Below are 20,063 nucleotides of genomic sequence, written 5' to 3'. Positions count from 1 at the left end.
CGATTCCTTTTCCGCAACGGTTCCCAACGCACGTAAATCGCATGCAAAGGCCTCATAATCTTTGCCGATTTGCCAAAACGATCGATCTTGCGATCAAAGTGACGATTGGTCGCGAACCCCGACCTATCGACGATTGCAAGATGATGCAATGGGCTGATCGAACGCTTATGCTAGCATTACATTCCAAAGCCACACATTTGACCCCTCTACACCACTGGCGCGCCATCGACGACTTGATTTCCGTCAAGATGCTCGTCTAATGGATCATGCCATTCAATTCGTAAAATCGATTGTTTGGATGATACCCATCCACGCCATAGATAAAATTCGAGCCACAGTTCCTGCTAACGGACCGAGCCTGTTGTCGTGGCTGACGCCGGATTTCCGTCGTCGCTCCCTTGACGAACTTATCATGGCTCGGCATTGGCGGCTTTCTAACCTACTCTGGGTAAAGCTCCGGAGCAGATTGAATGCCGATTCCGATGAAGCCGCCCCTTTGTTCCGAGATGATTGCGCCCCGTGATTCCGGGATGATCTCGCCCCCTGTTTAGCGGGGTCTGCAGGCGTTGATTGTTGTCATTTTATTCAAACGAAGTGTCAAGCTTTGCGCGGCAGGTTTCGACGTAGACTGTCGCCGCTCAATTCGATGCGATGGGCATTGTGGACGAGGCGATCCAGTATGGCATCGGCGTAAGTCGGGTCTCCTATGACCCCGTGCCAGGCCGATACGGGTAGCTGGCTGGTAATGATCGTGGAGCGACGGCCGTAGCGGTCCTCGAGGATTTCGAGAAGGTCGTGCCGCGCCTGTTCGTTGAGCGGTTCGAGGCCCCAATCATCGAGGATCAGGACCTGAACATGACCCAGTGTGCGTTGCAGCCGGGCATACCTGCCGTCGCCACGAGCGAGCGCAAGCTGGGCAAACAGTCTTGGGACACGTTGATAAAGAACGGATCGGTCGTCACGGCAAGCCTTGTGACCGAGAGCGCAGGCTAACCAGCTCTTTCCGACACCCGAGGGTCCGCAAATGGCCAGATTGTCATGCGCGTTGATCCAGTCGCCGCCGAGTAATTTCATGAAGAGCGCGCGATCAAGGCCGCGTTCGCTGCGGTAATCGACGTCTTCCGGGGTCGCCTGGTGACGCAGCTTGGCGAACCTGAGGCGTGCGGCAAGCTTGCGATCGTAGCGGGAACTCCATTCCCGTTCGAGCAGCAGTCCGAGCCACTCCGCGTGCGAGAGATGTTCGGCTTCGCCGTTGGTGACGAGCTCCCCAAAGGCCCTTGCCAGCCGGCCAGGCCCATGGAATTGAGTTTGTCGAGTGTTGGATGAGCAAGCATTTTTCGTTCTCCTTAGTGGTAATAGCGAGGTCCACGGATGTTCTCGTGATGGATCGGCTCATGCGAAGCCGGTCCATTGGTGGAAGCCGCCCGATCGAGATGATTGTCGAGGATGGAGCGCACCGAACCGTAGGTCCGGGCCCCGATCTCCAGTGCACGGCTGCAAGCAGCGTTCACTCTGTCGCGGCCAAAGCTTTTGTTCAGGCGGATAATTCCCATGCAGGCTCGAAAGCCCTGCTCCGGGTGCGGCCTGTCGGCGAGGATCTTCTCACACAGCAATGCAACCTCCGGCCCGATGGAAGAGGCCTCGCGTTGAATGCGTTCGATCGTCCAGTCGGCAAAGCGGCGGTGGGCTGAGGGCATGTGATCGGGGATCGTGGTGTGTTTGCCATTGCCGCTGGAGCGACGATGGGCGGCTATTCGCTCGCCTTTGTGGAAGATCTCGATCGTATTGGCGGTGATGCGCGCCTCGACCTGCTCGCGAGCGAAGCGATAGGGAACGGAGTAATAGTGCCGCTCGATCTCGACGTGGTAATCCAATCCTGCACGTCGGATACGCCATTCCGCAAAGACATAGCGTTCCACAGGTAATGGCCTTAAAGCGGGCCGGTCCAGCTCGTCGAACAATTGGCGGCGTGTAACGCCAACCCGGCGCAGAACACGTTTGTCGTTGAGATCATGCAGCAAATCGGCAATCGCCGCATTGACGTCGGCCAGACTGTAGAAGGTGCGATGGCGAAGGCGGCCCAGCAGCCACCGCTCGACGATACGAACCGCAGCCTCTACTTTCGCCTTGTCGCGAGGACGGCGTGGCCGTGTCGGCAGGACGGTGCTGCCATAGTGGGCCGCCATCGCACAATAGGTCCGGTTGACCTGGGGATCGAAGTGGCACGCCTTGATGATCGCCACCTTGGCATTGTCGGGAACCAGCAAGGCTGGCACACCGCCGAAGAACTCCAGCGCCTGGATGTGGCATTCGATCCAATCAGGAAGCGTCTCACTCCAGCGCGCATGTGCATATGAAAGGCTCGACGCGCCCATAACCGCCACGAACAGGTGCGCCTGTCGTGTCTTGCCGGACAATCGGTCGACTACGACGGTAACGGTGTCGCCGGCATAATCGACGAACAGTTTGTCGCCGGCCGCATAATCCTGGCGCATCGTCACAGGCAGCTTCAACGCCCAGCCCCGGTACAGGTCACAGTAGCGACTGTAACGATATCCATCCGGATGAAGACCGATGTATTCGTCCCACAGGATCTGCAGCGTCATATGCTTGCGCTTCAGCTCGCGATGGACCTGCGCCCAATCTGGCTCGGGTGCGCGGCGGTGTCCTATCTTCGTTCCGGCCGCCTTATAAAGCGCTGCCTCCAGGACCGTATCGCTGACGTCGTCGCCCAAAGGCCACGACAACCCGGCAACCGCTGCCCGCCGTAGCGTCTCGCGCACCGTCGACGGCGCAGTCCCAACCCGCACCGCAATCGACTTGTGCCCAAGTCCTTGCTCAAAGCGATATCTCAATATCTCGCGGACACGCCGCATCTCCAGTCTCTCCGCAGGCATACCGTTCCTTCCATGTCACCATCGACGGAAGGAACTTCACACCTGCAGAACACCCTTGCCAGATGCCCGCCAAAGGGGGCGGCATCATCTCGGAATAAGGGGGCGACTATTTCTCGGAATTGGGGGGCGACATCATTTCGGAATCAGGGGGCGGATTGCCTCGGAATTTGCAGATTGAAACCTTCCGGAAGCCTGAAAGCGCCGGATAGAATTGATCGGCTATGGCTGTCAAACGACTCGAGGAACTAGTCCCACTTGCCGAATTGAAGAACGGACCCCATCGGTTTGCGTTTCGTTAGATCCGAGCACTGGCCCCAATCTTCCGCAGACGGTCGGAGCGTCGCTTTTGGCTAAGCCGATAACTGTCGCCCGGATGGTGACCACCGTCGAGAGGTGAAAGCAGGCGGTCCAATAATGCTGTGACGACCACGCGACTATGGATCGAGCTGTTGTCGTAGCGCGGAACACATTTGGAAAACAAACGGGCGCGATGGGCCTCCAAGTGGAGGTAACCGAGCTCGTCTGAATCAACAACCTGGGCCGCGGCACGATCATCGACTGCTTGTCCAGCGAGCCGCAGTTGTGAGACTCGCCAGCATCGCCGCCACGGTGGCAGCCGTGACGCAATGGTGGCCACACTTATCCATCAAGCGGATGGAGATTATCCAAACAATCGATTTTACGGATTCCCCAGGATGCTCCAGAAGACGCATGAAATAGAGATCAGGTAGCGGGAAAGGACGGGAATTGGCTAGATCGGCGCCACCCTCGATGAATCGGCGAAGCGCGCCAACATGAGCCGTACCGCAACGTAAGCTCCGGCCTCTCGCTCCGAGCCAAGTGCGATGCCGATGGGTTGGATCGGGTGCGAGATAAACGACTGAACGATGACGGAGGGCTATGCGGCGGCTTCAATGCCCGGACTGAAAAGGCGTATGGCGCCGCAACTTCCAGTCTGGCGTAAAATGGTAAATCTGTGCGACGAAGGGTCATGCATAAAATTGGCGGGAATCACGAGCGTTGATGCAGGTCCGGGAATTGATATGCAAAATTTCAGCAGGATTTAAGCCGATGCGCTTTTCCAGAACAAGGCAACGAACATGCTCGCTGGCGACCTGAAGAGGGATCGGTATGTTGTTTCTCGACGGCGGACTGGTTTCGGTGATTGTCTCTGGTCGCTGGCGGCAGCTTGGCGCTATGCACAGCGAACGGGGCGGACGCTGGCCATCGATTGGCGTGGCTCCTGCTATCTCAATCAACCCTTCACGAACGCTTTTACGGTGTTCTTCGAGCCGATTCAAGATATTGCTGGCGTACGGGTTATTTGCGATGACCAGATCAACCAGTTCTCATTTCCGGGACCGTTCTTCCCATCATGGTGGAACAAGCCCTCAATCGAGAGCGTTTACCGCCCCGATGAGCAAATTTTCCGGGAACGTGACGAACTGACCGAGCTTCTTCAAGCCCAGGACGATACTGATGCCAACACGGTAGTCTGTGATGCCTGTTTAATGTGGCGGTGCGACCAAGCTGCCGAACGCCAGATATTTCAGAGCCTCAACCTTAGACCTGAAATTCAGGCTCGTATTCACGCCATCTATCAGGAGCACTTCAAGGGGCGCAGTATCATCGGTGTGCACGTACGGCATGGCAATGGCGAAGATATAATGGACCATACGCCCTACTGGGCCGATCCGGAGTTGGCCTTACGCCAGGTGTGCACTGCCATCGAGAAGGCCAAAGCGCTACCGCATCGACGCCCTGTGATGGTTTTCTTGTGTACGGACAGCGCGCAGGTACGGGACCATTTACTCGGTGTGTTCCCCGATCTAATCACTATCCCGAAATGCTTCCAGGCGGCCCAGGCCGGGCCATTACACAGTGCATCGCTGGGAGTGGACGGTGGTATCTCTGCTCTTACAGAGATGTACCTTCTCGCCCGATGCGATACGGTAATTCGCTTTCCGCCGACCAGCGCCTTTACGCGCTATGCCCGTCTCTTCGTGCCACGTGTTATTGAGTTCGACTTGAAAAATCCGACTCGCTTGATCTTGACTGATGAATCGTCCGAGCATGAGCCGGCTTGATGAACCGGCACTCCGCTGAACAAATTCTCGGCGCCCTCGCAGGATTGAGGAGAGGTGTTCACTGGATCGCGATGTGGGCGCAGCACCCGACGAGACAAGGCCGGGGCGCATCTTCTCCTAGCGTCTCGCGCGTCCAAAGGCTTGCCGGATCATTGTTGTGAAGGGTAGCTATTGGGCGCCTTCGGTGAATGGAAACGGCACCGTGCGCTCGACCCGCACCATTGGCATAGCAAGCTCGCACGTCGGCGATTCCGATGGGATGAGGACGTTCGCGCGCCACAGCCTCGTCGGCGCCTTAGCCGACGCCCTGCCTGATGCGAGGGCGTTCGTCGGGCTTGGTCGACAGATCGCCATCAAGCTGATTTCGTGCTCTATGCGGTCGTGGGCGTGGCCGGTGCCGTTCTTTATTCCCGCGTCCCGACACGTCTGGCAAACCGCGCGACCACAGAAGCCGCCGCCGCGCTAGGTCCTTAGCGCCCATCGTCCTTGCAACTCGCAACTCACTCAGCCTCGACGCATTCGCAGGCGTGATAACGCCGGCTGCGAAAGACAGAAGATGCACTGTTGTAGTCTCCGGCTCCCGCCGCTGCTTGCATGACGGCTTGCGCCAGTCGTTGACAAAACTCAATTGGCCAGCCAGCATTTCCGTTGCCCGGCCATTTGTAATGATTAAGTCTGAGGTGGTGCCATGCCTCGCATGATCAGGTTCATACTCACGCGTTTGGCGACGGGGTTCGCAATTGGATCCGCCGTGGGCTTCTTCGTTTGGCAAAATGGATTTGCCGCGGCAGGCACGCTTGAGAATTATCTCGCGAAGGGCCTGTTCATCTACCTCTTCGCAAGCACCATCAGCATGGGTTATCTCGCGACGGCCCCTCGAAGAATAGCGCCGGACGCTCTCCGTCGCATGTTGGTGCTCGTTGCGCCCGTTCGTCTGCACTTCCCTATTAAGCCCGCCAGTCCGACGGTATCCGCATGTGTCGTCAGCGCCACCGTTGATGCGGACAAGGCCTGAAGCAAGCGATGAAGACAGTCGAGATCACAAAAACAATCCGTCCTGGTGCTTTTTTGCGCCTGGCCATAACGGAGCAAGCGATCGCCATATTGACGGTTGTCGAATTCCGGCGCGGTTATCGCCCTGCCCGAGGTCAGCACGCCTTCCGCAGCAGATCGACGCTGTCAACCACGACGACCCTGCCTCTGACTTCGACCCCTGCAGGACCGAGGGCAGCGAAAGCCCGCGAAAGGGCTTCGGGCGCAACCCCGAGTTTGCCGGCCAGAATTCTTTTCCGGTAAGGCAGGCGAAAGGTGGCCTGCGATGCTGAGGCCGGGCAGCGGCTGACGAGGTAATTCGCAACACGCTGTGCAGCCGTGTGCAGCCGGTCTCCCGCTATGCAATCCATGGCACCGAGCAGATGCCGGGCCATGATGCGCATGACGTTGCGACGCATGACGGGGTCCCGGTCGGCAAGCGCCCGCAACTCCACAAGTTCGAACAACGCGACCTCTGCGCCGTCGGCGGACCATGCGCTGTAGGTGTAGGAGCCGCCTGCCGACAGGAGATATTCACCGAACGTCTCACCCGGTTCGCAGATGCAGATATCTGCCTGGCGCCCCGCGGATTCCGACTTCGAAAGTCGCACGAAGCCGCGCATCACGCAATAGACGAACGACGCCTGCTGGCCCTCGGCGATGATCCGCTCGTCCGGTGCGAAGATCTGGAACTGAGCCGTGTCGGCCAGTTCTTCTATCCTTGCTTTGTCCAGGCCGTGAAACAGGTCAGATCGCAAAAGTATGGGATGTCTCGATAGCATCGATCTTCCTTTCGTTTCGGCCGTGAGCGGTTCAAGGTCTTTTGCAATCGGTTTCGTCCTCGACGAGGATTCGCCAAGCTGCTCCTTCAAGGTCCTCGTACTGGCGGCTCGTCAGCGACCAGAGGAACGCCAGGAGACCCATTCCCCCCATCAGCAGTGCGATCGGCATCAGATAGATCAGCATGTTCATGCGGTTTCAACTTCCGCACGTCCGCCGGCAAGCGGCTCGCTCCGTAGGCCGAAGGCATTTAATCGCAGCGCATTCGTCACGACGATGATCGACGAAGTCGACATGGCCACCGCCGCTATCAGCGGCGTTGCCAGGCCGGCGATTGCGATCGGTACCGCAAGCACGTTGTAACCGATGGCGAGAGCAAAGTTCTGGCGAATGAGGCTGGCGGATCTTCGTGCAACGGCGATTGCCTCAGGAACGGCATCGAGACGATCGTTGAAGAAGATAAGGTCGGCGGCTTGCCTGCCGACGTCGGATGCGGTTGCAGGCGCCATCGAGACCTGCGCGGCGGCCAGCGCCGGTGCGTCGTTGATCCCGTCGCCGACCATGAGCACGCGATAGCCCTCGGCGCCCAGCCTCTGGAGTTCCTCGACCTTCTGTTTCGGCCCCAGGTCGCCCAGAGCTTTGCCGATACCGAGAGCCCGCGCTGTGTTGTCGACGACGGCCTGCCTGTCGCCGGATACTATCAACGTTTCGATACCGGCTGCAGCGAGCTGGCGGAAAGTCTCCGCGGCGCCCGGACGAAGCGTGTCGTCAAACAGGAAACGGGCGAGATCGACGCCGTTTTTCGACAGGACCACCTCCGAAAACGGAGTATCGCCCGCGGGCGTGAGCCCGGTTCCGCAGGCAAAGGCCCGGTTGCCGAGCCGATAGAAGTCCGCTCCTTGCCAGGCTTCCAGCCCCCCGCCGGCGATTTCCGTGACCCTGTCGAAGGCGAAGGGGTAAGAGATGTCTATGTCCCGCACCAGACCCTGGGAAAGCGGATGCCGTGAATGCGCCGCCATTGCGCAAACGATGGCTCTATTGCCCGCGATCGAGTCGATTCGGACGAGGCGGGGCCGGCCCATCGTCAGGGTGCCGGTCTTGTCGAAGGCCACGATGTCCGCGTCGGCCAGTCTTTCGAGCGCCGAACCGTCCTTCACCACGATGCCCCTGCGGAAAAGTTCGCCGGCGGCGACCACCTGGACCACCGGTACAGCAAGGCCCAATGCGCAGGGGCATGTGATGATCAGCACCGCGACCGCGACCAGCATGGCCTGTTTCCAATCGCCCCCAAGCAAGCCCCAGGCGAGAAAGGAGGCCAGCGCCAACAGGTGCACGGCGGGAGAATAAAGTGCTGCGGCGCGATCGGCGACCCGGCGATAACGAGCCCTGCCGCCCTCGGCCGCTTCCATCAGGCCGATGATCTCGGAAAGAAGCGAATCCCTTGCCACTTTGGTCGCCCGCAGGACGAGCGAACCGGTCAGGTTCATCGCACCCGAATTCAGCGCGCTGCCTGCGGCGACGGCGACCGTGCTGCTTTCACCGGTGACGATGGAGAGGTCAACATCGCTCTCGCCGCTGACGATCATGCCATCGACGGGAATGCGTTGGCCGGCGGCAATCGCGATGTTATCCCCGACGGCGATCTCTTCGACCGGGATGTAGTGCCGCGACCCGTCCGGCATCATCAGCTGCGCCCCGCGCGGCGCCAGTCTGGCAAGCCCGTTGATCGCGGCGCGGGCTTTTTCCCGCATCACATGATCGAGGGTTCTGCCGATCAGCAGGAAGAACAGCAGAGACACCGACGCGTCGAACCAGGCATGTTCGCCATGGTGCATGGTTTCCCATAGGGAGACCGCATAGGACAGCGTCACTGCAAGCGAGATCGGAACATCCATGTTGGTGCGCCTACGCTTGAGCCCGCTCCAGGCCGATTTGAAGAAGAAGCGTCCACCATAAACCAGCGCCGGCGCCGCGATCATCGCCGAGATCCAGTGAAACATGTCGCGCGTGGCCGCATCGGCGCCCGACCATACCGACACCGAGAGCATCATGATGTTGGCGGCCGCAAAGCCGGAAACTCCAATCGCCAGCAGTAGCTGGTTCCGGATCCTGTCGGTTTCGGGTGCTGTCGACGTGATGAGATGGGCGCGGTATCCGGCCAAGGTGATCGCGGCGAGGATTTCGGAGGGATCGGTCGCCTTCGCCTCGATCTCTTCCTGATAGACGCAGGTGACACGCCTGGCGGTGAGATTGACCCGGGCTTTCCTGACGAACGCAAGCGCCGACAGCGCTTTTTCGAGGGTCAATATGCAGTCGCCACAGTGGACGTCGGGCACGCTGAGGTCGACCTGGCGTAACCCAGCCCCGAGCGGGTGGCTTGCAAGGCATACCTCCTCGGCGCTGGCGGATGTCGCGCTGAGGCCGAGAACGCTTTCCGCATCCATCGAGCAGCAGGTCATTGGCGGAACTCCGCGGTGTCGAAGCGTTTGGCCTCATGCATGACGACCGCCCCGTTCATTCTCGATATGGCCTCGACGATCCAGTCGCCGGCGACAACCTGGTGATCGGCTTCGAACCGCCCTTCGCCCGTCTTCCGGAGCGTCACGCGGAAATCCTCATGATCGCCGACGGGCCGTTTGAAGTTCAGCGTGACATCATCGATGATCGCAGGCGTGCCGGCCTGGTCGTGGATGTCGTAACGGATTTGGCTGCCCTTAACGACGAGCGCGCCCTCGACGCCGGAGGCGGCCATTGCCTTCATCGCTGCCGCCCTGGTGTTGAATTCCTGGCTGGCCACATAGGTGTTTTCCACGACGATGCCACTCCAGCTGGACGCAGCATAGAAGGCCATGGTGGCGTTTACGGCGATCACTACGGCGAAGAATGCCGAGGTGGCAAGCAGCACGTGCAAGCCGGTAAAGCCCTGAGTAGAAGTCTTCATTTCACGTCTCCCGGCGCGTTGAACGCCGCGCGATAGCTCGCCCGGTCGGCTTGACCTGCGTCTTGACCTATATCTTCGATGACGAAGAGGAATTCGTTGATCTCTGCCCCGTCTGGGGCGCGCGTGACGAAGACCTTGAGCGTCGTGGCCGCGTCGGGTTCGACGTGAGCGGTGAAGCTGCGGGCATCCTGCCCGCCGAACTCGGGAATGCGCATTGTGCCCCCCTCCAGCCCGACGAGGGTGATGGTCACGTCCCGCGGCTTCGGCACCATGTTGAGGACATGCAGCGTGTAGCCGTTTCGGATGGAGCCGTCGCTTTCCAGAACATATTGAGGGTTCCGGTCGTGGATAACGTTGAGCCTGAGCCGATCGCGTAAGGCGAGATGGACGACCATGGCGACGCCGATCGATGCCCAGACGACACCGTAGAAGACAATTCTTCGGCGGAAGATGATGCGCCAGTCGAAATTCCGGACAGCTGGCATGAAGCTTCCGTCGTCGTTTCGGACATTGGAGGGCTGGATGGCTGTCCGTCCTCCGTCAGTAGCAAGCGACATGTTGCTCGAATATTCCTTGAGCGTCGCATAGGCGATCAGGCCGTGTGGCTTCCCGAGCTTGTCCATGACGCCGCCACAGGCGTCGATGCAGAGGGCGCATGTGATGCATTCCATCTGCTGGCCGTCGCGGATGTCGATCCCCATCGGGCAGACGGCGACGCAGGCATTGCAGTCCACGCAATCGCCCACCGGCAGACCCTGAGCCTTCTTGCCATGGCGCGACCGCTGCTCGCCCCGCCAGTCGTTGTAGGTGACAACAAGCGAATTCTCATCCAGCATCGCGCCCTGAATGCGCGGCCACGGACACATATAGGTGCATGTCTGTTCGCGCATGAGGCCGCCAAGCACATAGGTCGTCGCGGTCAGGGTGGCGATCGTGGCATACGCAGCGGCAGGAGCGCTGCCGTCAAACAGTGAAGCCGCCAGGCTCGGCGCGTCGGCAAAATAGAAGATCCATGCTCCGCCCGTGGCGATGGCGATCAGCAGCCAGATCGCGTGCTTGATCACCCGCTTCCTGAGCTTGTCGAAAGTGAAGGGGTCGGCATCGAGCTTCATCCGAGCGTTTCGGTCGCCTTCGACAGCGCGTTCGACGACGAGAAAGAGATCGACCCAGACGGTCTGCGGACAGGCATAGCCACACCAGGCGCGGCCGACAGCGGCGGTGAGGAGAAAGAGGCCGAAGCCCGCCATGACGAGCAGGCCCGCCACATAGTAGAATTCCTGCGGCCAGATCTCGATGAAGAAAAAGAAGAAGCGCCGCGAGGCGAGGTCGACGAGGATTGCCTGATTGGGCGCATAGGGACCGCGGTCCCAGCGAATCCACGGCGCGAGGTAATAGGTGCCAAGCGTGAGCAGCATCAAGACCCATTTGAACCGGCGAAAGGGCCCTTCGGCTCGTTTCGGAAAGATCTTCTTGCGCGGCGCATAGAGAGGCTGGCGGTTGCGCCGGGCGTTGACGGGTTCGACGCGAACGTGGTCAATGTCATTTAGATTAGGGCGGGTATAGAGATTCATAGGACCTGTCCGATTTTCACCACTCTTTTCCCAGCCGTGGCGGATCCGTTCCTTGATGCAGATCAAGAACGACCGTGCAGAAGCGAAAAGGCCACGCCCCAGAGTAAGGGCGTGGCCGGAGGACAGCGGCGGAGAAACCGCTGGGACGTCCTCCACAGGAGCTGAAACTATCGGCTCGTCTGCTTGTGGTCTTTGAGGCAGATCAAACTCACCATCGAATTGCCGATTTTTGCAGGGTCGTCCTGCTCCGAAGACGCAGGCATCTGTTGGGCGCGGGCTGAGACACGCGATCGGATAACAGCACGCGGCGCGCCGTAGAGAGGGAGGATCGGATTGCGGTCGTGGGCTGTCATGTCTCTTCTCCTTACGTGCCGCCGCCGAGCGCATGAACGAAAATAGTAAGCTCGTTTACCGTTGTGTCCCCCAGGCGCGCTGCCCAGGCAGGCATTACGCCATGTTTGGGAGAGGCAACCTGACGAAGGATGGCGTCTTCACCCCGCGACTTCAGCCAGATTGCGTCGGCGAGATCCGGCGCACCCATTTCCACCTTTCCTTTGGCGTCCTCGCCGTGACATGGGGCGCAATTGTCGAAGAAAACCTGTTTTCCGGCCGCCGCCAGACCGACATCCGAGGGCGTATTGGTCAGCCCCCAGACAAAGGCGGCGACCTGCTTCATCTGGATGGGCTCCAGAACACCGGCAAAGGGCGGCATTTCGGAGGAATGGCTATCCGTATCGCCGTCGAAGCGGATGCCATGAGAGATCGTGGCCTGGATGGCATTCAGATCCCCGCCCCACAGCCAGTCGTCGTCGTTGAGATTCGGAAACCCCGGACCGCCGCTCGCTCCCGATCCATGGCAGGGCGCGCAGTTCACCTTGAAAGCGGATGCGCCGCCAGCGATCGCGAATTTACGAAGAGCAGGATCCGCGTCGATCTCCTCCACTGTCTTGGCAGCGATCAGGTCATGGAACTCCGTCTGCGATGACTTAGCGAGATTGAGGTCCTGCTGCAGCTCGGCGCGCGTTGAATAACCGAGATAGCCGTTAGTGGCGGAAGTGATCATCGGGATGGCCGGGTAAGCGATGGCGTAGCCGATCGCCCAGAGGATCGTCACGTAGAAGGTCCAGATCCACCAGCGCGGCATGGGATTGTTGAGCTCTTGGATGCCGTCCCATTCATGACCCGTCGTTTCGACGCCGCTCAGTTCATCGATATGCTTTTGCGACATCTCAATCGTCCTTCAAGGGAATATCGGCGGCATCTTTGGCCGTCTGCTTGCTACCTGGGCGAAGGGTGAGCATGACCGCGCCGACGAAGAATGCGGCCATTGCCAGGAGGCCCCAGCTGTCGGAGAAGTGTCTCATTGCAGTGTAAGTTTCCATGGATCACCTCACCGGTAGCCGGTCGCGTCGTCATAGGTCGAGAAATTAACCAGCGTTCCGAGCATCTGCAGGTAGGACACCAGCGCGTCCATCTCGGTCAGCCGGGTTGGATCGCCGTCGAGATCGCCGACATTCGCATTTGGGTAGCGCTTGAGTAGAGCCGCCGTGTCCGCGTTCGGATCGGCCTGGGCTCTCATGTCGGCCTCGGCATTCGCCAGCATGTCGTCGCTGTAAGGCACGCCCACGTCCTCATTGGCCTTGAGGTCCTCTCCGATACTCCTGACCGTCACCTCCTTCTCTTCGAGGAAGGCGTAGCTCGGCATGATTGATTCCGGCACCACGGCCCGCGGATTTGCGAGATGCTGGACGTGCCATTCGTTCGAGTAACGCCCCCCGACGCGGGCCAGATCGGGCCCTGTCCGCTTGGATCCCCATTGGAACGGGTGGTCGTACATCGATTCCGCGGCGAGCGAATAATGGCCGTAACGTTCGACCTCATCACGGAACGGCCGGATCATCTGGCTGTGGCAGAGATAGCAGCCTTCACGGATGTAGATGTTCCGTCCGGCGAGCTCTAGCGGCGTGTAGGGCCGCATGCCTTCCACTTTTTCGATCGTGTTCTGCAGGTAGAACAGCGGTGCGATTTCAACGATGCCGCCAATGCTGACGACCAGCAGCGAGCCGACCAGAAGAAGCGTCGCGTTCTTCTCGAGGGTCTTATGTTTATCAAGTAACGATGCCATGTCTCACCTCACTCGGCAGGCTGTGCCTGGGGCACCAAACTGGTCGGGATTGGCGCTTCGTCGCGCAGGTGGCCGCGGATCGTCATGAACACGTTCCAGGCCATGACGAGGCCACCCGCTAGGTAGAGTGCTCCGCCGACGGCACGCAGCACGTAATAGGGGATCATCGCCGCGACCGTTTCAGCGAAGGAATAGACGAGGAAGCCCTGGGAATTGTATTCTCGCCACATCAGCCCCTGCTGGATGCCCGCGACCCAGAGCACCGCGGCGTAGATCACGATCCCGAGCGTCGCGAGCCAGAAGTGCCAGTTGACCATCCGCAGGCTGTAGAGGCGCTCGCGCCCCCACAGTTTCGGCGTCAGGTAGTATATCGCCCCGAAGGTGATCATACCCACCCAGCCAAGTGCTCCGGAATGCACGTGACCGATCGTCCATTCGGTATAGTGGCTGAGCGAATTGACCGCCTTTATCGACATCATCGGGCCTTCGAAGGTCGACATCCCATAAAATGCGATGGCGACGATCATCATCCGGATGATCGGGTCGGTGCGAATTTTGTCCCAGGCGCCCGAAAGGGTCATCAAACCGTTGATCATGCCGCCCCAGGAGGGCATCCAGAGCATGACGGAGAAGACCATTCCGAGCGTCTGCGCCCAGTCAGGCAGCGCCGTGTAATGCAGATGATGCGGGCCGGCCCAGATATACATGAAGATCAGGGCCCAGAAGTGGATGATCGACAGCCGGTAGGAATAAACCGGCCGGTTGGCCTGCTTCGGCACAAAATAGTACATCATCCCCAGGAAGCCGGCGGTGAGGAAGAAGCCGACGGCGTTGTGGCCGTACCACCATTGGGTGAGTGCATCCTGGACGCCGGAGAAGAGAGAATAGCTCTTGGAGCCGAGGAACGACGCCGGAACAGCGAGGTTGTTGACCACATGCAGCATCGCAATGGTGACTATGAAGCTGAGATAGAACCAGTTTGCCACGTAGATATGCGGCTCTTTGCGCTTCAGGATCGTTCCGAGATAGACGGCCAGATAGGCGACCCAGACGATGGTAAGCCACAGGTCGACGTACCATTCGGGCTCGGCATATTCGCGCGACTGATTGATGCCGATCACGTAGCCGGTCGCAGCCATCACGATGAACAGCTGGTAGCCCCAGAAGACGAACCAGGCGAGTGTTCCTCCGAAGAGACGCGCGCGACAGGTGCGTTGCACCACATAGAAGGATGTCATGATCAGCGCGTTGCCGCCGAAGGCGAAGATCACCGCCGATGTGTGAACCGGCCGCAATCTTCCGAAATTCCAATAGGGCGCGATGTTGAGGTCGGGAAAGGCGAGCTGCAGCGCGATGATCACGCCGACGAGGAAGCCGACGACGCCCCAGAACACCGTAGCGATCAGGCCATAGCGGATTACCTCGTCGCAATAGCCCGTAAGCTCTGTTTTGCGCTGTTGGCCCGTCGGCGAAAACTCTGCGTTTCTGACAAGCAGCAGCGTTCCCGCAACCAGGCAGAGGCAAAGTATACCCATATGGACTGCAAACAGATGATCGTGCGCGAATGCGGCCGCGAGCAGCGCCAGAAACGCTGCGACCGCGATCACCATCGTTTCTGTCGTGTAATTCATGATGTCGTCTCCAGTGCGCAGACGACCGCCTCGCGGCCGGCTTTCTCGGATTTCGAGGCAGGACTGTCACGAAGACGGGAACGGCTCCTTGATCTACATCAACAAGCGGACTGGAAGCGGTGGACGAACCGACGTTGTTACACTCTGTTGCAAACTTCCCCCTTTGGCACCGCCCGCTTACTCCCGTGTGACGCAGCTGCTTTCTACCGCACCCACTGCCACAAGGGGCGATGAAGATGCTGTGCAGAACAACCACGCGTTCGACAATGGCGCGAAGGGGCGCGAAGCCATACATGCCGGCCAATCCCTCTCTTCGCTGTTCGTAGGCTCGGCGGCCAGGCCGTAGCAGCCGGTAAGGCGATTTGGTGGGAGGGTGATAAGCAACCATCTTGTCCAGGTGGAAGAAGGTGTCGTGCGCCTGCTTCGTATCATCGGCGAAAGATCGTCGGGTGATAATCGCTCTTCAATTCGCCGGCGATCTCAACGGCGCGTCGCTGCAAAACGATTTCCTATTTACGGCTGAGGCCGTCACGAAATGCAAGATCCGCCGGATATCGCACATGAGTTTCCACGGGGAAGTCGCTCGGTCTAATGCGCTCGCTCGACCTAGCTCTCGTTGCTCTGGCAGGAGGCGGCCGCTTCGCATGAACAGATGGTGCTGTTGCCGAAGAAGAACGCCGAGGAGCGCCCCTGCAGCTTCATCGTGAAGCTTGCATTCCGGCGCAACCCGCGTCCGCCAAGGTCCGTTGCGCGTTTCCATGAATCGTCAAGACATTGCGGATCATCTCGGCCTGACCAGCGAGACCCTGGCCCACACCGTTACGAAACTTGCGTCGCGCAACATCGTTATTCCCGAGGGCAGGCACGACCTGCGGAACGTCAATCTTGCCCGCTGGTACGGTTATCGGGCGACACTGATGATTTTTCCGAGGATTTCTGTCAGAGGGTAAACCTCAACACACGCGACAAGCCGCGGGATCGACATTCATGCCCTCCGCGAACTTCTCGACGCGATATGAGCTCAGTCACGGCAATCCTAAGCTGTTCAGCAGCGCCGACGTTCGCCGAGCGTGCTTGTCCTTCGGTGATTCCTACATCGCTTGCAGGCTGCCATGTCCCTCGCAAGGGCGCTGGGCAAGCAGGCAAAAATTGGGACCTTCTGCCTTTTTTCCCCGAATTTGACGGGCGTCAAAGAGCCCAATTCCGGCATCTGCTAAGACACATTCATGAGGCTGATTGGGTCTCGCAGAAAAGGAGCTTGCAAATGCGGTTAAAATTCGGTCTGATCGCTGCAGCGGCAGCCTTGATTGTTTCGGCAGCGCCGTTGATGGCGGCCGACCACCAGGTTCGGATGCTCAACAAAGGCACGGAAGGCGCGATGGTGTTCGAGCCTGGCTTCCTGAAGATCGCCCCCGGCGACACCGTCACCTTCATCCCCACCGACAAGGGCCACAACGTCGAAACCTTCAAAGGCCTCATTCCGGATGGCGTTGCCGACTTCAAGTCAAAGCCGAATGAGCTATATCGCGCGAAATTCGATGTTCCAGGCGTCTATGTCCTGAAATGCACCCCACATTCCGGCATGGGCATGGTTGCCCTGATCCAGGTGGGTGACAGTCCGCCCAATCTCGAAGCGATCAAGACTGCAAAGGTGCCGAACATGGTGCGCAAGCGGCTCGATGCCGACCTCACAAACATCACCCAGTGAGACACAGCAGGTGCGGATGACCGCGCAGCCCATGACGATGGCTTTCGTGGCAGCTGTTTGCCTCGCCAGGAGCAGCTGATGCTCAGTGAGCATCGAGCAGAGCCAGGCGCTGTCAGGCAAGACGTCCAAGGCAGTGGTCGGACACGGTTGTCGGCAAAGCCGATGCCGAAACCTGGTGGGACCGTCGAGAAAGTGAATGTGGCCTGTGAAAAGAGCTATGATCTGCACGGCAGACCTGTGAAGGAACGCGTGGGCAAGATCACTAGCCCGGCGGCAATCTCGCTGACGACGAATATAACGAGGTCGTTTTTTTGCGCGGCAGTTGCGAAGGAGATGCCAGCCAAAACCCGGGGTCTCGTTCTGGTTACCCAAGAATTGCACGGAAGGCGCCGTCGAACGTTTGATCGAAATCCCCGCGGCAGGCAAGTCCTACAACTAGGAGACCCCTGCCTCGTCCTTCGACGTGCTCGAACAACCGCGTTCGTGAGAGGGCGAGAGCCGTCGATCATGTGGCGCTCGGTAGCTCACCTCGCGAAAAGGCTCCTTCAGGCGCCTGCGCGGCCGCCATAATCGCGATGGGCACAACTCTGCGGACCGGCGCTTGCCCACGCCACCTTAAAGGTTCGACGTCAGTCGCCAACGATACCCTGGGCCGGGGCCTGCCGAGATCGAGCTGTATTTGAATGAGCCGAAAAGCTCGACGATAACGACCTCGACGTCCAGGCGGTGATACGGGCGCCCATCTACTTGTGACAGGGCGGCCCGATGACCGTATTTGTGAGTGCGCCCGCCCTGCTTCACACGAACTTGCGACGTCGATCCTCCTCGACGTGCCGTTGTCGACGGGACTCCTGGGAAGATAACTGCAGGGTCCTCGATCGAGAAACGGGAACTCGATGTCTTCTCGCGCGGCCTTTGATGCGTTTCGTGTCGCCGGAACCGATGCACACTTCCGGCGACAAGTACTAGGCTGCCTTGCTGTGCGTGTGCCCGTGCGAGCTAAAATAGGCGTCGAATGCCGCCGCGACTGCACGGACCATGAAGCGCGCCTCCTCGCATACGACAATCCGCTCACCGCTGATCGTCACGACGCCGTCGGCCATGAGCTCGCCGAGACGGTCGTTGCGCTCGACAAGGAAGCCGGTGTCGAAACCCGATCCGCTGCTCAACTGGCCGAGATCGGCTTCGAAATCGCACATCAGCCTCTCGATGACCCTCGCCCGAAGCTTGTCCTCCTCGCTGAGAAGATATCCCTTGGCGGTCGGCAGCACCCCGAAGGCAATTCGCTCGGCATAGAGGCCGAGAGGCACGTGGTTCTGCATATAGCCGGCCGGCAGCCGCCCGATCGCAGATGCGCCGAGGCCGATCAGGCTATCGCAATCATCCGTGGTATAGCCCTGGAAGTTTCTCCTCAGCGTTCTGTTGCGCGCGGCGAGCGCCAACTGATCGTTCGGCAGTGCAAAATGATCGAGCCCAATGCGCAGATATCCGGCCTTCTGGAGCTCCTCGGCGATCACTTCCGCCTGCTCGTTCCGCTGTTTTGCGTCCGGCAGCGATGCTTCGTCGATCAGGCGCTGATTTTTCTTAAAAGCGGGTATGTGAGCGTAACCGAAAACGGCGAAACGTTCGGGACGCAGTTCTGCAGCCAGCCGGACCGTCTCGATGCAAGATTGGACAGTCTGTTTCGGAAGGCCATAAATTAGGTCGAAGTTGATGCTGCTGACGCCTGCTGAGCGCAACCCGGCGACCGCCCTTTCCGTCTGCTCAAAGGATTGCAGCCGCTTGATACCGGCCTGCACGATCGGATCGAAGCTCTGGACGCCGAGGCTTGCGCGGTCGACGCCGTTTTCGGCGAGCGCATCGATCATGGGGGCGACCAATGTGCGAGGGTCGATCTCGACTGCGACGCCGGCTTTCGCTTCAAACGTGAAGGCACTCCTGAGCTTTGCCATTAGAGCCGAAAATTCCTGCGGCTTCATGACCGACGGCGTGCCGCCGCCGAAATGCACGTACTTGACGGGCACGTCGTTTCCGGCCGCAAAAGAGACGAGCTCGATCTCTTCCTTCATCACGTCGAGATAGTCGGCGACCGGAGCGTCTTGCCGGGTGATGGTCGTGTGGCAGCCGCAGTACCAGCATATCGAACGGCAGAACGGGACGTGGAGATAAACCGAAACCGGGCCAGCCGCGGCGATATGGGCGAGATTGCCGGCATATTCATCCGGCCCCACGGCTGCAGAAAAAGCCGCCGCCGTCGGGTAACTCGTATAACGCGGAACCCGCGCATCGCCGTATTTGGCGATCAGATCATCAGACATTTTCGCATCCCTTTTCAAAACAGGATGCTTTATGACCTCCGGCCGCGCCGGCTTCCTTGTCCCAAATCAATGATGACGTCTCAGGCCAGAGTCAGCCGGATCTTTGTCCGCTGTGAAAGTCAGCACTTTCGAACCCGCCTAACATCTCGTTCTGACATGGGTCGAGCCGCGGTCCCGGCTGTTCGAAGAGACGTGCCACAAGGAAATGAGCAAGAATGACTGATACGCAAAACGGGTGAAACAAATTGGTGTCCGCGTGCTGTCGCCGGCCGAGCCATCCCACGGTTTCGGCTCGCTCCATGCGCTGGCCCCCGGCGATAGTTTGTTGATCGCCAGTGGAACTGGTGCCGGCCTAACGGCGGGAATCTCGAGCGAAGCCTACCGAAACGCGGAAGTCGTGGTCGTTTTCCAATTCCACAGGCCCTCGCCGCGGCCGCCGACGTGATCGTCAAGGTGCGCCTCGATCAATGAGGTCGCCCTGCTGTCGCCTGAAAAGACGCTAATCGCTTTCTTCTATCCCGCAGCCAACAATGAGTTGCTCAAGCGGGCTCTGCATTCGGGCGCGAATATAAGCGCCATAGACATGGTCCCGCGCATCAGCCGTGCACAGAAGATGAATGGGAAAGATCGGGGTTACCGGGCGGTCATCGAAGCGAGTGCGAACTTCAGGTGTTTCTTCACCGGGCAGATCACCGCGCGGTATTTCTAGGGTCTCCTCAGTTTTACGTCGCCTTGAGGTCCGTCAGCACCTTGTCAAAAGCATCCTTGACCGGCTTTGAGATTTCCTCCACCGCCCTGCTTGAGAGCACCCGGACTTCCTTGGCGTGCTGCAAACTTGTCTCAACGCGCTTGCGGAAAAAGGTCGACTGCTGTTCGAGGATCTGCGACGGCGAATTCGCGCCCAGCAAAGCTTGCAAATGTGAGAAGCTGGCCTCGGCGTCGGCCTGCAGTGCAGCGATCGTCTTCCACCACA

At 59.5% G+C, this 20,063-nt stretch carries 16 protein-coding genes and 3 pseudogenes; 5 read left to right on the top strand and 14 right to left on the bottom strand.

Annotation, left to right across the window (positions count from 1 at the left end):
• Positions 1-597: 597 nt before the first annotated feature.
• Both istB and istA read right to left on the bottom strand, forming a co-directional pair.
• Positions 598-1,334, bottom strand: a pseudogene (gene istB / locus C4N04_RS30730) (IS21-like element helper ATPase IstB).
• Between the two features lie 12 nt (positions 1,335-1,346).
• Positions 1,347-2,876, bottom strand: a complete 1,530-nt coding sequence (istA, locus tag C4N04_RS30725; protein WP_106797734.1) for an IS21 family transposase — start codon at positions 2,874-2,876, stop codon at positions 1,347-1,349.
• A 1,121-nt stretch (positions 2,877-3,997) separates the two neighbouring features.
• Between istA and C4N04_RS30720 the strand changes: the two genes are divergently transcribed.
• Both C4N04_RS30720 and C4N04_RS30705 read left to right on the top strand, forming a co-directional pair.
• Positions 3,998-4,984: a nodulation protein NodZ gene (locus C4N04_RS30720; RefSeq protein ID WP_010025697.1), complete on the top strand. Its 987-nt coding sequence runs from the start codon at positions 3,998-4,000 to the stop codon at positions 4,982-4,984.
• 688 nt (positions 4,985-5,672) lie between these two features.
• A pseudogene (locus tag C4N04_RS30705) lies at positions 5,673-5,858 on the top strand (hypothetical protein); the annotation flags it as partial.
• Positions 5,859-6,132: 274 nt separating this feature from the next.
• Here C4N04_RS30705 and C4N04_RS30700 read toward each other — a convergent pair.
• The 10 genes from C4N04_RS30700 to ccoN all read right to left on the bottom strand — a co-directional run bounded on the left by C4N04_RS30700 (position 6,133) and on the right by ccoN (position 15,064).
• Positions 6,133-6,798, bottom strand: coding sequence for a Crp/Fnr family transcriptional regulator (locus tag C4N04_RS30700; protein ID WP_106797733.1), 666 nt, complete (start codon positions 6,796-6,798; stop codon positions 6,133-6,135).
• Positions 6,799-6,829: 31 nt separating this feature from the next.
• On the bottom strand, positions 6,830-6,988 hold the full coding sequence (ccoS, locus tag C4N04_RS30695) for a cbb3-type cytochrome oxidase assembly protein CcoS (protein WP_011053470.1): 159 nt from the start codon (positions 6,986-6,988) through the stop codon (positions 6,830-6,832).
• Positions 6,985-9,255 (bottom strand): cation-translocating P-type ATPase, encoded by a 2,271-nt coding sequence (locus tag C4N04_RS30690; protein WP_011053471.1) that lies wholly within the window; start codon positions 9,253-9,255, stop codon positions 6,985-6,987. Before C4N04_RS30690 ends, ccoS begins: the two co-directional genes overlap by 4 nt.
• Positions 9,252-9,737: a FixH family protein gene (locus tag C4N04_RS30685; protein WP_011053472.1), complete on the bottom strand. Its 486-nt coding sequence runs from the start codon at positions 9,735-9,737 to the stop codon at positions 9,252-9,254. Before C4N04_RS30685 ends, C4N04_RS30690 begins: the two co-directional genes overlap by 4 nt.
• The gene (gene ccoG, locus C4N04_RS30680) at positions 9,734-11,308 is read right to left on the bottom strand and encodes a cytochrome c oxidase accessory protein CcoG (protein WP_011053473.1); all 1,575 of its coding nucleotides are present in this window, start codon (positions 11,306-11,308) and stop codon (positions 9,734-9,736) included. Before ccoG ends, C4N04_RS30685 begins: the two co-directional genes overlap by 4 nt.
• Before the next feature lie 167 nt (positions 11,309-11,475).
• The gene (locus C4N04_RS32400; RefSeq protein ID WP_004674416.1) at positions 11,476-11,661 is read right to left on the bottom strand and encodes a hypothetical protein; all 186 of its coding nucleotides are present in this window, start codon (positions 11,659-11,661) and stop codon (positions 11,476-11,478) included.
• A gap of 11 nt (positions 11,662-11,672) precedes the next feature.
• Positions 11,673-12,536, bottom strand: a complete 864-nt coding sequence (ccoP, locus tag C4N04_RS30670; protein WP_004674413.1) for a cytochrome-c oxidase, cbb3-type subunit III — start codon at positions 12,534-12,536, stop codon at positions 11,673-11,675.
• A gap of 1 nt (position 12,537) precedes the next feature.
• On the bottom strand, positions 12,538-12,690 hold the full coding sequence (locus C4N04_RS30665; protein ID WP_004674411.1) for a cbb3-type cytochrome c oxidase subunit 3: 153 nt from the start codon (positions 12,688-12,690) through the stop codon (positions 12,538-12,540).
• A gap of 8 nt (positions 12,691-12,698) precedes the next feature.
• Positions 12,699-13,433, bottom strand: coding sequence for a cytochrome-c oxidase, cbb3-type subunit II (gene ccoO, locus C4N04_RS30660; protein ID WP_004674404.1), 735 nt, complete (start codon positions 13,431-13,433; stop codon positions 12,699-12,701).
• An 8-nt stretch (positions 13,434-13,441) separates the two neighbouring features.
• Positions 13,442-15,064: a cytochrome-c oxidase, cbb3-type subunit I gene (gene ccoN, locus C4N04_RS30655; RefSeq protein WP_004674403.1), complete on the bottom strand. Its 1,623-nt coding sequence runs from the start codon at positions 15,062-15,064 to the stop codon at positions 13,442-13,444.
• A 241-nt stretch (positions 15,065-15,305) separates the two neighbouring features.
• On the opposite strand from ccoN, the pseudogene C4N04_RS31990 reads away from it, so the two are divergent.
• Positions 15,306-16,022 (top strand): annotated as a pseudogene (locus C4N04_RS31990) (cyclic nucleotide-binding domain-containing protein); the annotation flags it as partial.
• A 306-nt stretch (positions 16,023-16,328) separates the two neighbouring features.
• Positions 16,329-16,772, top strand: coding sequence for a pseudoazurin (locus C4N04_RS30645; protein WP_004674399.1), 444 nt, complete (start codon positions 16,329-16,331; stop codon positions 16,770-16,772).
• A gap of 965 nt (positions 16,773-17,737) precedes the next feature.
• Here C4N04_RS30645 and hemN read toward each other — a convergent pair.
• Entirely contained in the window at positions 17,738-19,090 is a 1,353-nt protein-coding gene (gene hemN / locus C4N04_RS30630; RefSeq protein WP_064820035.1) for an oxygen-independent coproporphyrinogen III oxidase, read from the bottom strand.
• Positions 19,091-19,553: 463 nt separating this feature from the next.
• Between hemN and C4N04_RS30620 the strand changes: the two genes are divergently transcribed.
• Positions 19,554-19,799 (top strand): NAD(P) transhydrogenase subunit alpha, encoded by a 246-nt coding sequence (locus C4N04_RS30620; RefSeq protein WP_309506698.1) that lies wholly within the window; start codon positions 19,554-19,556, stop codon positions 19,797-19,799.
• Positions 19,800-19,812: 13 nt separating this feature from the next.
• Here C4N04_RS30620 and C4N04_RS30615 read toward each other — a convergent pair.
• On the bottom strand, positions 19,813-20,063 hold a 251-nt coding region (locus tag C4N04_RS30615; RefSeq protein WP_189636761.1), incomplete at its 5' end, for a phasin family protein.

It is taken from the genome of Rhizobium sp. H4, assembly GCF_003013335.1.
GTDB classification, from domain to species: Bacteria; Pseudomonadota; Alphaproteobacteria; order Rhizobiales; family Rhizobiaceae; genus Rhizobium; species Rhizobium sophoriradicis.
Note: the sequence above shows the minus strand (reverse complement) of the source record. Positions and strands in the feature narration are given on the sequence as shown.

Bases quoted from the DNA above. Each gene is read 5' to 3' on its own strand.
- C4N04_RS30720 (WP_010025697.1), top strand. From the start codon at position 3,998: ATGCTCGCTGGCGACCTGAAGAGGGATCGGTATGTTGTTTCTCGACGG.
- ccoG (WP_011053473.1), bottom strand. From the start codon at position 11,308: ATGAATCTCTATACCCGCCCTAATCTAAATGACATTGACCACGTTCGC.
- ccoS (WP_011053470.1), bottom strand. From the start codon at position 6,988: ATGAACATGCTGATCTATCTGATGCCGATCGCACTGCTGATGGGGGGA.
- hemN (WP_064820035.1), bottom strand. From the start codon at position 19,090: ATGTCTGATGATCTGATCGCCAAATACGGCGATGCGCGGGTTCCGCGT.
- ccoN (WP_004674403.1), bottom strand. From the start codon at position 15,064: ATGAATTACACGACAGAAACGATGGTGATCGCGGTCGCAGCGTTTCTG.
- C4N04_RS30690 (WP_011053471.1), bottom strand. From the start codon at position 9,255: ATGACCTGCTGCTCGATGGATGCGGAAAGCGTTCTCGGCCTCAGCGCG.
- C4N04_RS30685 (WP_011053472.1), bottom strand. From the start codon at position 9,737: ATGAAGACTTCTACTCAGGGCTTTACCGGCTTGCACGTGCTGCTTGCC.
- C4N04_RS30700 (WP_106797733.1), bottom strand. From the start codon at position 6,798: ATGCTATCGAGACATCCCATACTTTTGCGATCTGACCTGTTTCACGGC.
- C4N04_RS30645 (WP_004674399.1), top strand. From the start codon at position 16,329: ATGCGGTTAAAATTCGGTCTGATCGCTGCAGCGGCAGCCTTGATTGTT.
- C4N04_RS32400 (WP_004674416.1), bottom strand. From the start codon at position 11,661: ATGACAGCCCACGACCGCAATCCGATCCTCCCTCTCTACGGCGCGCCG.
- ccoP (WP_004674413.1), bottom strand. From the start codon at position 12,536: ATGTCGCAAAAGCATATCGATGAACTGAGCGGCGTCGAAACGACGGGT.
- C4N04_RS30665 (WP_004674411.1), bottom strand. From the start codon at position 12,690: ATGGAAACTTACACTGCAATGAGACACTTCTCCGACAGCTGGGGCCTC.
- ccoO (WP_004674404.1), bottom strand. From the start codon at position 13,433: ATGGCATCGTTACTTGATAAACATAAGACCCTCGAGAAGAACGCGACG.
- istA (WP_106797734.1), bottom strand. From the start codon at position 2,876: ATGCGGCGTGTCCGCGAGATATTGAGATATCGCTTTGAGCAAGGACTT.